This window comes from Stenotrophomonas acidaminiphila, from assembly GCA_002951995.1.
In the GTDB taxonomy this organism is placed as follows: domain Bacteria; phylum Pseudomonadota; class Gammaproteobacteria; order Xanthomonadales; family Xanthomonadaceae; genus Stenotrophomonas; species Stenotrophomonas acidaminiphila_A.
On the sequence record CP019797.1, the window covers coordinates 2,177,711 to 2,192,641 of the forward strand.

The following is a 14,931-nucleotide window of genomic DNA, read 5'->3' on the forward strand; positions in this document are numbered from 1 at the left end:
CCGCCATGCCTAAATTCTTCATCGAACACCCGGTATTCGCCTGGGTGGTGGCCATCCTGATCTCGCTGGGCGGCGTGATCTCGATCCTCAACCTGGGCGTGGAGTCCTACCCCAGCGTCGCCCCGCCGCAGGTCACCGTGAGCGCCACCTACCCGGGCGCCAGCGCCGCCACCGCGGAGAAATCGGTCACCCAGGTGATCGAGCAGCAGCTGACCGGCATCGACAACCTGGTCTACTTCAGCTCGTCCTCGTCCTCGACCGGGCGCGTGTCCATCACCCTGACCTTCGACAGCGGCACCGACCCGGACATCGCCCAGGTGCAGGTGCAGAACAAGGTCGCCCTGGCGACCCCGCGCCTGCCATCCGAAGTCACCAAGCAGGGCGTGGTGGTGGCCAAGGCCAACGCCGGCTTCCTGATGGCCATCGGCGTGCGTTCGGACGATGGCTCGGTGGACCGCGACGCGCTCAACGACATCGTCGGCTCGCGCGTGCTGGACCAGATCTCGCGCGTGCCGGGCGTCGGCAGCACCCAGCAGTTCGGCTCCGAGTACGCCATGCGCATCTGGCTCAACCCGGAGAAGCTGCAGGGCTACCACCTGTCGGCCACCGACGTGTACAACGCCATCGGCACCCAGAACCTGCAGTTCGCCGCCGGTTCGGTGGGCGGCGACCCGGCGCCGAACGGCCAGGCGTTCACCGCCACCGTCGCCGCCGAGGGCCGCTACAGCACGCCGGAGGAATTCGAGAACACCATTCTGCGGGCGAACGCCGACGGCAGCGTGGTGCGGCTCAAGGACGTGGCCAGCGTCGCCTTCGGCGCCTCCAACTACGGCTTCGACACCCGCTACAACGGCAAGCCGGTGGCGGCCTTCGCCATCCAGCTGCTGCCCGGCGCCAACGCCCTGGACGTGTCCAAGGCGGTACGCGCCAAGATGGACGACCTGGCCCCCAGCTTCCCGCCCGGGGTGAGCTGGTTCACCCCGTTCGACAGCACCACCTTCGTCAACATCTCGATCAAGGAAGTGGTGCACACGCTGGTGGAAGCCATCGTGCTGGTGTTCCTGGTGATGCTGATCTTCCTGCAGAACTTCCGCGCGACGATCATCCCCACCCTGGTCATCCCGGTGGCCCTGCTCGGCACCTTCATGGGCATGCTGGCGATCGGCTTCACCATCAACCAGCTGACCCTGTTCGCGATGGTGCTGGCGATCGGCATCGTGGTCGACGACGCGATCGTGGTGATCGAGAACGTCGAACGCATCATGAGCGAGGACAAGCTCGACCCCAAACCGGCCACGCAGAAGGCCATGGGCCAGATCACCGGCGCGGTGGTGGCGATCACCGTGGTGCTGGCGGCGGTGTTCATCCCCAGCGCCATGCAGCCCGGTGCCTCGGGCGAGATCTACAAGCAGTTCGCGCTGACCATCGCCATGTCGATGGGCTTCTCGGCGCTGCTGGCGCTGAGCTTCACCCCGGCCCTGTGCGCGGCGTTCCTGAAGCCGACCCACAATGAACGGCCGAACTGGATCTACCGCACCTTCAACACCTATTACGGCAAGCTGGAAAAAAGCTACGTCGGCAGCGTCGGCAGCGTCATCCGCCACAGCCCGCGCTGGCTGATGGTGTTCGCGCTGCTGCTGGTGCTGTGCGGTTTCCTGTTCACCCGCCTGCCCGGCAGTTTCCTGCCGGAAGAGGACCAGGGCTATGCGCTGGCCATCGTGCAGCTGCCGCCGGGCGCGACCAAGAGCCGTACCACGGTGGTGTTCGACCAGCTGTACGGGATGATGAAGGACGACCCGTCGTTCGAGGGCATGATGCAGGTCACCGGCTTCAGCTTCGTCGGTTCCGGCGAGAACGTCGGTATGGCCTTCATCCGCCTCAAGGACTGGGACGCGCGCGAGGAGACCGCGCCGGAGTTCATCCAGAAGATGAACGGCAAGGCGTTCGTCGGCATCAAGGACGCGCAGGTGTTCTTCGTCAACCTGCCCACGGTGCAGGGCCTGGGCCAGTTCGGCGGCTTCGACATGTGGCTGCAGGACCGCGCCGGCGCCGGCCAGGAGGCGTTGATGGAGGCACGCAACACCCTCATCGGCGCGGCATCGGCCGACAAGTCGCTGGTCGGCGTGCGCCCCAACACCCTCGAGAATTCGCCGCAGCTGCAGCTGAAGGTGGACCGCGTGCAGGCCCAGGCCATGGGCGTGTCGGTCAACGACGTCTACACCGCGATCCAGATGATGCTGGCGCCGGTATACGTCAACGACTTCTTCTACGGCGGCCGCATCAAGCGCGTGAACATGCAGGCCGATGCCGCCTACCGCACCGGCCCCGAATCGCTGCGCAGCTACTACGTGCCCAGCTCGCTGAGCAAGGACGCCGACGGCCAGCGCTCGATGATCCCGCTCAGCACCGTGGTCAAGTCCGAGTGGATCTACGCGCCGCCGGCGCTGAGCCGCTACAACGGCTACTCGGCGGTGAACATCGTCGGCTCGCCGGCCCCGGGCGGCAGCTCCGGCCAGGCGATGGCGACCATGGAAAACCTGGTGCGCAACGACCTGCCCAACGGCTTCGGCTACGACTGGAGCGGCATGTCCTACCAGGAAATCCTGGCCGGCAATGCCGCGGCGCTGCTGATGGTGCTGTCGGTGGTGGTGGTGTTCCTGTGCCTGGCCGCGCTGTACGAAAGCTGGTCGATCCCGGTCTCGGTGCTGCTGGTGGTGCCGGTCGGCATCCTCGGCGCGGTGGTGTTCTCGCTGCTGCGCGGCCTGCCCAACGACCTGTACTTCAAGATCGGCATGGTGACGGTGATCGGCCTGGCCGCGAAGAACGCGATCCTGATCGTGGAGTTCGCGGTGGAACAGCGCGCCGCCGGCAAGACGTTGCGCGAGGCTGCGATCGAAGCGGCGCACCTGCGCTTCCGGCCGATCCTGATGACCTCGTTCGCGTTCATCCTGGGCGTGCTGCCGATGGCCATCTCCACCGGCGCCGGCGCCAACGCCCGCCACTCGCTGGGCACCGGCGTCATCGGCGGCATGCTGTTCGCCACCGTCATCGGCGTGCTGCTGATCCCGCTGTTCTTCGTCACCGTACGCCGCGTGCTCGGCGACAAGCTGGACGAGCCGTCCAGGCAGTTCATCGAGCAGCACAAGGTGCGTACGGTGCAGCAGGATCGTTGATAAGGACGTCGATCCTGAAACTACGAAGAAGCCCCCGGCATTGCCGGGGCTTCTCTTTTTCTCAAACGGCGGCTGGACCACCTGCTCCGGCTACACCAGGCCCGCCCGGCGTCCGCTGCCGCTCAGCGCACGCCGGTTTCGTTGCGGGCGATGACCAGGCGCTGGATCTCGCTGGTGCCTTCGTAGATCTCGGTGATCTTGGCGTCGCGGAAGTAGCGCTCCAGCGGCATTTCCTTCGAATAGCCCATGCCGCCGTGGATCTGCACGGCCTGGTGGGCGATCCACATCGCCGCTTCCGAGGCGGTGAGCTTGGCGACCGCGGCTTCGGTGGAGAAGCGCTTGCCCTGGGCCTTGGTCCAGGCCGCGCGCAGGGTCAGCAGCAGCGCCGCGTCCAGCTTGCACTTCATGTCGGCGATCTTGGCCTGGATCATCTGGAAGCTGCCGATCGGCGCGCCGAAGGACTTGCGTTCGCGCACGTAGGCCAGCGACGCCTCGTAAGCGGCGCGGGCGATGCCCACCGCCTGCGCGGCGATGCCGATGCGGCCGGAATCGAGCAGGCTCATGGCGATCTTGAAGCCCTGCCCCTCGGCGCCGATCACGTCCTCGGCGCGCGCCACGTAGTCCTGGAACTCGATCTCGCAGGTCGCCGACGCACGCACGCCGAGCTTGGGCTCGGTCTTGCCGCGACCGAAGCCCGGGCGGGTGGTGTCGATCATGAAGGCGGTGATGCCGCGCGCGCCCTGCGACGGGTCGGTCATCGCGAACAGCACGATGTAGCGCGCCACCGGGCCGGAGGTGATCCAGCTCTTCTGGCCGTTGATCACGTAGGAACCGTCGGCCTGCTTCACCGCGCGGCAGCGCATGGCGGTGGCGTCGGAGCCGGACTGCGATTCGGTCAGGGCGAAGGCGCCGATCTCGCGGCCCTCTGCGATCGCGCGCACGTACAGCTGCTTCTGTTCCTCGCTGCCGTGGCTGAGCACGGCGTTGCAGAACAGCGAGTTGTTGACCGACATGATCGTGGCGTGCGCGGCATCGGCGGCGGACACCTCGATGATCGCCAGCACGCTGGACACCGGGTCCATGCCCGCACCGCCGTACTCGACCGGCACTTCGATGCCCATCAGGCCGTTCTCGCCGAGCAGGCGGATGTTCTCCAGCGGGTATTCGCCGGTGGCATCGTGGTGCTCGGCGCTGGGCGCGATCTTCTCTTGGGCGATGCGGCGGGCGACGTCCTGCAGCATCAGTTGTTCGTCGGAAAAGCTGAAATCCACTACACCCCTCCCAGGGCATTACGAAGTTGCGATTGTAACTGTTGCCGTGACCGGCAAAGAGGGGGCTGCCCGCGGCAGACGGCGCTGGGTGGGCAGCGCCATTCACGTCGACCTGCACGCCCGTTCGCCCGGCCCACGCGGGCCGCGCCTTGACCCTGCCGCGCCGCAGCAGCAAAATATCTCTCTATCTCGATAGGTAGATATTTATGGATCTGGAAGACTGGTCGACCCGCCTGAAGGTGTTCGCCGACGCCACCCGCGTGCGCCTGCTGACGCTGCTGGAACAGGAAGAGCTGACCGTGGCCGAGCTGTCGGCCATCACCACGCTGGCGCAGCCGCGCGTGTCCACCCACCTGGCCCGGCTGAAGGAAGCCGGGCTGGTCCGCGACCGCCGCGCGGGGTATCGGCCTACTACCGCTTCGACGACGCCGCGCTGGATCCGGCGCAGCGCGCATTGTGGCATGCGCTGAGCAACGGCAGCGACGACCCGCTGCTGCGCCAGGACGCCGAGCGGGTGCCCTCGGTGCTGGCGATGCGCGCGGCCGACCAGAACTGGGCCGACAGTGTGGCCGGCGACATGGAACGCCACTACTCGCCCGGACGCACCTGGGAGGCGCTGGCACGCAGCGCGCTGCCGCTGCTGGAAACCGGCGACGTGCTCGACATCGCCTCCGGCGACGGCGTGCTGGCCGAACTGCTGGCCCCGCATGCGCAGCGCTACGTCTGCATCGACACCAGCGCGCGCGTGGTCGCGGCGGCCAGCGAACGCCTGCGCAAGCTGCCCAACGTGGAAGTGCGCGAGGGCGACATGCACCAGCTGCCGTTCGACGATGGCAGCTTCGACCTGGTGGTGCTGATGCACGCCCTCACCTATGCCAGCCACCCGGCCAAGGCCGTGGCCGAAGGCGCGCGGGTGCTGCGCCCGGGCGGGCGGCTGATGCTGTGCAGCCTGGCCCGCCATGAGCACAAGGTGGCGGTGGAAGCCTACGGCCACGTCAACCTGGGCTTCACCGGCAAGGAGCTGCGCAGGTTCGTCGAGAAGGCCGGGCTGGAGGTATCCAGCCTGGAGACCGTCACCCGCGAGAAGCGCCCGCCGCATTTCGAGGTGATCTCGCTGATCGCCCACCGCCCCTGAGCCGGCATACCCGCCCTCGCCCCCGATTCCAGCCCACGGTCCGCCCATGCACGCCCTCCCCTGGCTCCATCCCGAACGCGTCGCCCTGCTGCTGCAGGCCCTCGCGCAGCGCATCCTGGTCATCGACGGCGCCATGGGCACGATGATCCAGCGCCATGGGCTGGAAGAGGCCGACTACCGCGGGCAGCGCTTCGCCGGCGGTTTCGATTCGCGCCACGACGCCCAGCCACCGGCCGCGCCCGGCACTGCCACGGCAGCGCCGCAGGCGCACGTCCACGGTGCCGGCTGCGGCCATGACCTGAAGGGCAACAACGACCTGCTGCTGCTGACCCGGCCGGACATCATCGCCGGCATCCACAGCGCCTACCTGGAGGCCGGCGCGGACATGGTCGAGACCAACACCTTCAACGCCACCGCGATCAGCCAGGCCGACTACCACCTGCAGCACCTGGTGTACGAACTGAACAAGGCCGGCGCGCAGGTGGCACGGCAATGCTGCGACGCCATCGAGGCGAAGACCCCGGACAAGCCGCGCTTCGTGATCGGCGTGCTCGGTCCGACCAGCCGCACCGCCTCGATCAGCCCCGACGTCAACGACCCGGGCTTCCGCAACACCAGCTTCGACGAACTGCGCGCGACGTATCGCGAGGCCATCGACGGCCTGATCGACGGCGGCGCCGACACGCTGATGGTGGAAACCATTTTCGACACGCTCAACGCCAAGGCCGCGCTGTTCGCCATCGAGGAAGCCTTCGACGCGCGCGGCGGGCGCCTGCCGGTGATGATCTCCGGCACCATCACCGACGCCTCCGGCCGCACCCTGTCCGGGCAGACCGCCGAGGCTTTCCATGCGTCGGTCGCGCACGGCCAACCGCTGTCGATCGGCTTCAACTGCGCGCTGGGCGCCAGCGACATGCGGCCGCACGTGGAAACCCTGGCGCAGGTGTCCGATGGCTACGTCAGCGCCCACCCCAACGCCGGCCTGCCCAACGCCTTCGGCGAGTACGACGAGACCCCGGAGGAAATGGCCGCCACGCTGAAGGAGTTCGCCACCTCCGGGCTGCTGAACCTGGTCGGCGGCTGCTGCGGCACCACCCCGGCGCACATCAAGGCGATCGCCGAGGCCGTGGCCGGGGTGCCGCCGCGGGCGTTGCCGCGGTCGCGGGAGCTGGCCGCATGAACACCCCGTCGCATACCCGCCTGTCCGGCCTGGAGCCGCTGGTCATCACCCCGGACCTGCTGTTCGTCAACGTCGGCGAGCGCACCAACGTCACCGGCAGCGCGCAGTTCCGCAAGCTGATCAAGGAGGAGCGCTACGAGGAAGCGGTGGAGGTGGCGCGCCAGCAGGTCGCCAGCGGCGCGCAGATCCTGGACGTCAACATGGACGAGGGCCTGATCGACTCCGAGAAGGCGATGACCCGCTTCCTCAACCTGATCATGTCCGAGCCGGACATCGCCCGCATCCCGGTGATGGTCGATTCGTCGAAGTGGAGCGTGATCGAAGCCGGGCTGAAGTGCCTGCAGGGCAAGAGCGTGGTCAACTCGATCTCGCTCAAGGAGGGCGAAGCGGCGTTCGTCGAGCACGCCAGGCTGGTGCGCCGCTATGGCGCCGCCGCGGTGGTGATGGCCTTCGACGAGGACGGCCAGGCCGACACCTGCGCGCGCAAGGTGGAGATCTGCACCCGCGCCTACCGCATCCTGGTCGAGCAGGTCGGCTTCCCGCCGCAGGACATCATCTTCGATCCGAACATCTTCGCCGTCGCCACCGGCATCGAGGAGCACGACAACTACGCGGTGGACTTCATCGAGGCCACCCGCATCATCAAGCGCACGCTGCCGCATTGCCACGTGTCCGGCGGTGTGTCCAACGTCTCGTTCTCCTTCCGCGGCAACGAGACCGTGCGCCAGGCGATCCACGCGGTGTTCCTGTACCACGCCATCCGCGCCGGCATGGACATGGGCATCGTCAACGCCGGCGCGCTGCCGATCTACGACGACCTGGAACCGGAACTGCGCGAGCGGGTGGAGGACGTGATCCTCAACCGCCGCCGCGACGGTACCGAACGCCTGCTGGAGATTGCCGAGCGCTACAAGGGCAGGAAGGGCGAGAAGAAGGCCGAGGACCTAGGCTGGCGCGACAGGCCGGTGCGCGAGCGGCTGGCGCATGCGCTGGTGCATGGGCTGGACAGCTGGGTCGAGGCGGATACCGAGGAGGCGCGGCAGCAGGCCAGCCGGCCGCTGGACGTGATCGAAGGGCCGCTGATGGACGGCATGAACGTGGTCGGCGACCTGTTCGGCGCCGGCAAGATGTTCCTGCCGCAGGTGGTCAAGTCGGCACGGGTGATGAAGAAGGCGGTGGCCTACCTGCTGCCCTTCATCGAGGCCGAGAAGCTGCGCACCGGCGACGTCGGCAAGAGCAACGGCAAGATCGTCATGGCCACGGTCAAGGGCGACGTGCACGACATCGGCAAGAACATCGTCGGCGTGGTCCTGGCCTGCAACAACTTCGAGGTGATCGACCTGGGAGTGATGGTCCCGGCGCAGAAGATCCTGGACACCGCGCGCGCCGAGAACGCCGACCTGATCGGCCTGTCCGGGCTGATCACGCCCTCGCTGGAGGAAATGAGCCACGTCGCCCGCGAGATGCAGCGCCAGGGCTTCAGCACGCCGCTGTTGATCGGCGGTGCCACCACCTCGCGCGCGCACACCGCGCTGAAGATCGACCCGCATTACGCCGCGCCGACAGTGTGGGTGAAGGATGCCTCGCGCGCGGTGGGCGTGGCGCAGTCGCTGATCTCGCCGGAGCTGCGCGGCGCTTTCGTCGCCGCCAACGACGCCGATTACGCCGACATCCGCCAGCGCCACCGCAACCGCGGCGACGCCAAGCGGCTGGTGTCGCTGGAACACGCGCGCGGCCAGCGCTTCCGCTGCGACTGGGCGCAGTACGTTCCGCCAGTGCCGGCCCAGCCCGGCGTGCACGTGTTCGAGGACTGGCCGCTGCAGGACCTGCTGCCGTTCATCGACTGGACCCCGTTCTTCAGCGCCTGGGAACTGGCCGGCAAGTTCCCGGCGATCCTCGACGACGAGATCGTCGGCACCCAGGCCAGCGCGCTGTACCGCGACGCCCGCGCGATGCTGGACACGATCATCAAGGAAAAATGGCTGACCGCCCGCGCCGTGTTCGGGCTGTGGCCGGCCAACAGCCGCGGCGACGACGTGGTGGTATCGCTGCCCGACGGCGAGACCACCCTGCACTTCCTGCGCCAGCAGGTGGACAAGCCGGCCGAGCGCCCGGACTTCTGCCTGGCCGATTTCATCGCCCCCCAGGACAGCGGCCGGCAGGACTGGATCGGCGCCTTCGCGGTCACCGCCGGCATCGGCATCGAGCCGCACGTGGCGCGCTTCGAGGCCGACCACGATGACTACAACGCGATCCTGCTCAAGGCGCTGGCCGACCGCCTGGCCGAGGCGCTGGCCGAGCGCCTGCACCACCGCGTGCGCACCGGCTACTGGGGCTATGCCGCCGGCGAGGCGCTGGACAACGAAGCGCTGATCGCCGAGCAGTACGTCGGCATCCGTCCCGCCCCCGGCTATCCCGCCTGCCCGGAGCACAGCGAGAAGCGCACGCTGTTCGCCCTGCTCGGCGCCGAAGGCATCGGCATGTCGCTGACCGAGAGCTTCGCCATGCTGCCCACCGCGGCGGTGTCCGGCTATTACTTCAGCCACCCGCAGAGCCAGTATTTCGTGGTCGGGCGGGTGTCCAAGGAGCAGGTGGCCGACTATGCGCGGCGCAAGGGCGTGGACCGGGCGCAGGCCGAGCGCTGGCTGGCGTCGAACCTGGACTACGACCCGGATTGAGCGCACGCCACGCCGATACGCCGGCATCCGCGTGCGGGGCCTGCGCCCGGGAATCACCAGGGCGCCATGGCGCGGGCGACACCCCGCGGCGCATGCCGCGCACGGCACTGAGCTGCGCGCGGGCGTTCCGTGCACGGGCCGGTGACGCCGGCAGCCCGCCATCACCGTGGCGAATGCCGCCCATCGCGATACTTCATTTCCGCCGCGCCGACGGCGGCCCTATCGTGGCGGCCCCGCTCCCCTGCCCCGCGACACCGCCATGTTCGACCAGCTCTTCATCAACGCCATCGGCCCCGACGGTACGCCGCTGGAACTGGCCGTGGCCGGCGGCCGTTTCGCCGCCATCGGCCCGGCCCTGCCGCGCTGCGACGGCGTGGAACAGATCGACCTGGGCGGGCAGCTGGTGCTGCCGGGCCTGGTCGACGGCCATATCCACCTGGACAAGAGCTTCGTCGGCGACCGCTGGCACCCGCACCGCCCCGCGCATACCCTGCGCGAGCGCCTGTCCATCGAAAAGCAGGAACTGGCGGCCGCGCCCTCCATCGTCGAGCGCGCCGACGCCCTGGTGGCGCAGGCGGCCGCGTTCGGCACCGTGGCGATGCGCAGCCATGTCGACGTCGACGCCACCACCGGCCTGGACCACCTGCACGCGGTGAACGCGGTGCGCGAGCGCTGGCGTGGCATCGTCGACATCGAACTGGTCGCGTTCCCGCAGGCCGGCGTGCAGTCCTGCCCCGGCACCGCGCAGGTGCTGGACGCGGCGATGCGCGAAGGCGCGCAGGTGGTCGGCGGGATCGACCCGGACACGCTCGACGGCGACAGCACCGGCCAGCTCGACGTGGTGTTCGGCATTGCCGAGCGCCACGGTGCCAAGGTCGACATCCACCTGCACGAACCCGGCCTGGGCGGCATCGAACAGTTGCGGCGCATCGCCGAACGCAGCCGCGCCCTGGGCATGCACGGACGCGTCGCGGTCAGCCATGCCTATGCGCTGGGCGAAGTGGATACCGCGCAGCTGGAGCGCATCGCCACGACGCTTGCCGATGCCGGCGTGGCGATCATGACCAATGCCCCGGGCGACCGCCCGTTCCCGCCGGTGCGGCAGTTGCGCGCGGCCGGCGTGGAGGTGTTCCTGGGCAACGACAACATCCGCGACGCCTGGTGGCCGTATGGCAACGGCGACATGCTGCAGCGGGCGATGCTGCTGGGCTACCGCTCCGGGTTCCATACCGACGAGGAGCTGTGCACGGCGCTGAAGATGGCCACCGGCGCCGGCGCGCGCGTGCTTGGCCTGCAGGGCTACGGCCTGGCCGTGGGCAACGAAGCCACCTTCCTGGTGCTGGACGCGCCCAATGCCGCGGCCGCGGTGGCCGGGGTACCGTGCCGCCGCGGCATCGTGCGCCGCGGCCGGCTCGGGCCGGACGCCTGATCGATCGCCCCGGAGCGGCACGCCCGCTCCCGTAGGTGCGGGGCTTGCCCCGCACGAGGCTTCACCGGACGGCTGCGTGCGGGGCAAGCCCCGCACCTACGGCCTCCGCGCGCTTATGCCTGCGGCTGCGCCAGCATCTCCACCAGCATGTCGGCCAGCACCCGCACCTCGGGGTCGGCCGAGGGCCGCATCAGCAGCGCTAGTTCGATGCTGTCGATCTCCGGCAGGCCGCTTTCCACGCCCAGCACCACATGCGCCGGTGTCACCGTGCGCGCCGGCAGCAGGCTGATGCCGAGCCCATCGGCGACCGCCGCCTGGATGCCGCCGAGGCTGGAACTGGTGAAACTGATGCGCCAGCGCCGGCCCAGCGCCTCGATCGCGTCGATCATGTCCTCGCGGTACAGGCCGCGTGGCGGGAAGGCCACCAGCGGCACCGGGTCCAGCGCGAACGCGGGGCTGGCCGCGCTGTCGATCCAGCGCATCGGCTCGGGCCAGCGCGCAAGCGCCTCGCGGCTGCCGCGGCGCTGTTTGACCAGCGCCAGGTCCAGCTCGCCACGGTCGTAGCCCTCGGCCAGCGCGCGGCTCAGGCCACTGCTGACCTCCAGCTTGACCCGGGGGTGGCGCCGGCTGAAATCGGCCAACAGGTGCGTGGTGCGGCCGCCGGCGAAATCCTCCGGCACGCCCAGGCGCAGGGTGGTGGCCACCCCCGCGCCGGACAGTGCCTCGCCCAGTTCCTCGTTCAGCGCCAGCAGGCGCCGCGCGTAGCCCAGCACGGTCTCGCCGGTATCGGTGGGGCGCACGTCGCGCACGCCACGGTCGAGCAGCCGGTGCCCGGCCAGCTCCTCCAGCCGCCGCACCTTCTGGCTGATCGTGGACTGGGTGGAATGCAGGCGCGCGGCGGCGGCGGTGAAGCTGCCGCAGTCGGCCACCGTCAACAGGGCGCGCAGCAGATCGAGGTCGAACAGCACCCTATTCGATTTCGGACTGTTTTCCATCGGTACATTTCATTTCTGGATGGACGCACCGGCTTGTAGCATCGCCCCGGAGCGCATGCAAACCCCCGCCCGCCGCGCTGCTCCCGGCGCCGCGCGCAGCGCAGACCCGGACAGGCGGCGGCCACCCCGCATCGGCTTGACGTACCGCGACCCGGCGCGTGCCCGGCCGGTGCCTGCCGCCCTCTCCTCCCGCCGTGCGGGCAGCCACGACCGCCCTGGAACGCACCGAATGAACACCACGCTCCGCTTCGCCCTTTCCTCGCTGCTGGCGCTGGCGTCGCCGGCATTGGCCGCACGCCTGGATGCCGATGTGTTGATCCGCCACGCCACCGTGGTCGATGTCGAGCACGCCCGCACCCTGCCCGGCCAGGCCGTTGCGATCCGCGGCGGCGACATCGTCGCGGTCGGCGCGGACGCGACGCTGGCCGGCCAGTGGCGCGCGCGCAGAACGCTCGATGCGCGCGACCGCTACCTGATCCCGGGGTTGTGGGACATGCACGTGCATTTCGGCGGCGGCCCGGCGCTGGTCGAGGAAAACAAGGCATTGCTGCCGCTGTACGTCGCCCATGGCATCACCAGCGTGCGCGACGCGTCCGGCGACCTGCCCGGGCAGGTGCTGGCGTGGCGCGCGCAGATCGCCGATGGCCAGCTGTTCGGGCCGCAACTGTTCACCTCCGGCGCCAAGATCGAAGGCATCGCCCCGGTCTGGAAGGGCACCCTGGAAGCCGGCGACGAGGCCGGCGTGGACGCCGCGCTGGACCGCGAACAGCGCGACCGGGTCGATTTCGTCAAGATCACCGACAGCACGCTCAAGCCGGAGCTGTTCCTGTACGCGGTGTCCGAGGCGAGCAAGCGCGGCCTGCGCACCTCGGGCCACATCCCGATGGCGCTGACCGTCGGCCAGGCCATCGACGCCGGGCTCAGTTCCATCGAGCACCTGGACTACGCGTTCCAGGCCGGCGTTCCGGACGAGGCCCGGATCGCCGCTGATTTCGCCGCCGGCCGCATCGACCGCGCCGAGGCCAGCCGCCGCCTGCACGAGGGCTTCGACCGCGCCACCGCGCTGGCCGCCTATCACCGCTTCGCCGAACGCGGGGTCGCGGTCACGCCCACGCTCGACGGCAGCCGCATCCTCAGCTTCCTCGACAGCGAAGCGCATGCCAATGACCCGTACCTGGCCTACATCGGCCCGGGCCTGCGCAAGACCTACGCCTGGCGCGTGGAGCGCGCCGCCAGCGCCACGCCGGAACAGGTCCAGGCGCGGCACGCGCGCCACGCCCGGGTTGCGGCGGTGCTGCCGCTGCTGCAGGAGGCCGGCGTGCGCATCATGGCCGGTACCGATGCCGGCTTCCTCAATTCCTACAACTATCCCGGCATCGGCCTGCACAACGAGCTGGCGCTGTATGTGCGCCATGGGCTGACGCCGGCGCAGGCACTGGCCACGGCCACCCGCAACGGCCCGGCGTGGTTCGGCAGGCTGGACCGCTATGGCGCCATCGCCGCCGGCAAGGCCGCCGACCTGGTGCTGCTGGAGCGCAACCCGCTGCAGGACATCACCGCGACCAGCAGCATCGACACGGTGGTGTTGCGCGGCACCGTCTACGACCGCGCCGCGCTGGATGCGATGCTCGCCGGAATCCGTGCCCAGGTCGCCATCTGGACCGCCGAAGCCAGCCCCTGATCAGCGGATGCCTGCGGCGCTATAGCGGCCGCTCCGGCCCCGCCCCGAGCGGACGGCGCTAGCGCCTTCCGCGCGCATTACGGCGGGACGCGGCGCGGCGCAGGGCGCACAATAGGCACCCTGCTTTACGCGCCCGCGCGCCTGTTCATGACCTCCCCGACCCCGCTGCAGCCCTCGGTCCCCGTCGCCCGGCTGTCCAGCTTCTATTTCTTCTATTACGCCGCGCTCGGCGCGTTCACTCCGTACTGGAGCCTGTACTTGCAGTCGCGCGGCATGGGCGTCACCGCGATCAGCGTGATGATGAGCCTGTGGTACGCCACCCGGGTGGTCGCGCCCAGCACCTGGACCTCGCTGGCGGCGGTCTCGCCGCGCCCGATCCGCTGGCTGCGCATCGGCTGCGTGTTGACCGTGGTCAGCTTCGCCGGCTTCCTGCTGCCGCAGCCGACGTGGACGCTGTACGCGGTGATGGTCGGGTTCTGCTTCTTCTACAACGCGGTGATGCCGCAGTTCGAGTCCATCACCCTCACCCACCTGGGCAGCGACAGCCACCGCTACGGCATGATCCGGGTATGGGGCTCGCTGGGCTTCATCGCCGTGGTCACGCTGTTCGGCTGGGTCATCGAACGCCATGGCGCCGGCCTGCTGCCGTGGCTGATGCTGCCGCTGTTCATGCTGATGACCGGCGCGTCCTTCGCCAACCGCTATGCCCGCCATGTCGGCACCCATGCCGCGCACGTGCAGGGTTTCTGGTCGATCGTGCGGCGGCCGCCGGTGCTGGCGTTCTTCATCGCTGCGTTCCTCGAGCAGCTTTCGTTCGGGCCGTACTACACGTTCTTTTCGCTGTACATGGACCAGCATGGCTACAGCACCTCGCTGCTGGGCCTGATGTGGACGGTGGGCGTGGTGTTCGAGGTGGCGGTGTTCTTCCTGATCGCCGGCTTCTTCCGGCGCTGGGACGCCAGCTGGCTGCTGATCATCTCCATGGCCAGCGCCGCACTGCGTTGGTGGGCCACCGCGCTGTGGCCGGAAGACCTGCCGGTGATGCTGGTGGCGCAGGCCACCCACTGCCTGGGCTTCGCCGCGTTCTTCGCCTCGGCGATGCAGCTGCTGGCGCGCTACTTCCCCGGCAACCTCAACGGCCACGGCCAGGGGCTGTTCTACGGGTTCTCGTCGGGCCTGGGCGGCGTGCTCGGCGCGCTGATCGCCGGCCAGCTGTGGCCGTTCGGCGACGGCAAGGTGGCCTTCATCGCCGGCGGCTGCTTCGCGCTGGCCGGCGCGGTGATCGCGTTCTGCTTCCTGCCGGAGAGGAACCGCCGTGGACGCGGGGCGTCCCCCGCATGCCCCGGCGGGCATCGCGACGCCCCCTGAGGCAACGTGCGGGGCAAGCCC

The 14,931-nt window shown here is 69.4% G+C and carries 8 protein-coding genes and 1 pseudogene; 7 read left to right on the forward strand and 2 right to left on the reverse strand.

The annotated features are described in order from the left end of the window. The first annotated feature begins 5 nt into the window (after positions 1–5). Complete coding sequence (locus B1L07_09800) at positions 6–3,173, forward strand: multidrug efflux RND transporter permease (GenBank protein AUZ55331.1); 3,168 nt, start codon at positions 6–8, stop codon at positions 3,171–3,173. A 122-nt stretch (positions 3,174–3,295) separates the two neighbouring features. Here the strand turns inward: B1L07_09800 and B1L07_09805 are convergent, their stop codons facing one another. Further along, on the reverse strand, positions 3,296–4,444 hold the full coding sequence (locus B1L07_09805) for an acyl-CoA dehydrogenase (protein ID AUZ55332.1): 1,149 nt from the start codon (positions 4,442–4,444) through the stop codon (positions 3,296–3,298). A 206-nt stretch (positions 4,445–4,650) separates the two neighbouring features. Here B1L07_09805 and B1L07_09810 point away from each other — a divergent pair. From B1L07_09810 to B1L07_09825, 4 genes and pseudogenes are all read left to right on the forward strand, one after another. Continuing rightward, positions 4,651–5,579 (forward strand): annotated as a pseudogene (locus B1L07_09810) (ArsR family transcriptional regulator). Between the two features lie 46 nt (positions 5,580–5,625). Further along, positions 5,626–6,759, forward strand: a complete 1,134-nt coding sequence (locus tag B1L07_09815; protein AUZ55333.1) for a 5-methyltetrahydrofolate--homocysteine methyltransferase — start codon at positions 5,626–5,628, stop codon at positions 6,757–6,759. Beyond that, positions 6,756–9,437: a methionine synthase gene (locus tag B1L07_09820; GenBank protein AUZ55334.1), complete on the forward strand. Its 2,682-nt coding sequence runs from the start codon at positions 6,756–6,758 to the stop codon at positions 9,435–9,437. The genes B1L07_09815 and B1L07_09820 overlap by 4 nt, the downstream gene beginning before the upstream one ends. A gap of 259 nt (positions 9,438–9,696) precedes the next feature. Further along, complete coding sequence (locus B1L07_09825) at positions 9,697–10,866, forward strand: cytosine deaminase (protein AUZ55335.1); 1,170 nt, start codon at positions 9,697–9,699, stop codon at positions 10,864–10,866. Positions 10,867–10,979: 113 nt separating this feature from the next. Here B1L07_09825 and B1L07_09830 read toward each other — a convergent pair whose 3' ends face one another. After that, complete coding sequence (locus tag B1L07_09830) at positions 10,980–11,861, reverse strand: LysR family transcriptional regulator (GenBank protein ID AUZ55336.1); 882 nt, start codon at positions 11,859–11,861, stop codon at positions 10,980–10,982. Between the two features lie 229 nt (positions 11,862–12,090). Here B1L07_09830 and B1L07_09835 point away from each other — a divergent pair, with 229 nt between their 5' ends. Both B1L07_09835 and B1L07_09840 read left to right on the forward strand, forming a co-directional pair. Next, on the forward strand, positions 12,091–13,542 hold the full coding sequence (locus B1L07_09835) for an amidohydrolase (protein AUZ55337.1): 1,452 nt from the start codon (positions 12,091–12,093) through the stop codon (positions 13,540–13,542). Between the two features lie 147 nt (positions 13,543–13,689). After that, entirely contained in the window at positions 13,690–14,910 is a 1,221-nt protein-coding gene (locus tag B1L07_09840; GenBank protein AUZ55338.1) for an MFS transporter, read from the forward strand. The last annotated feature ends 21 nt before the right edge of the window (positions 14,911–14,931 follow it).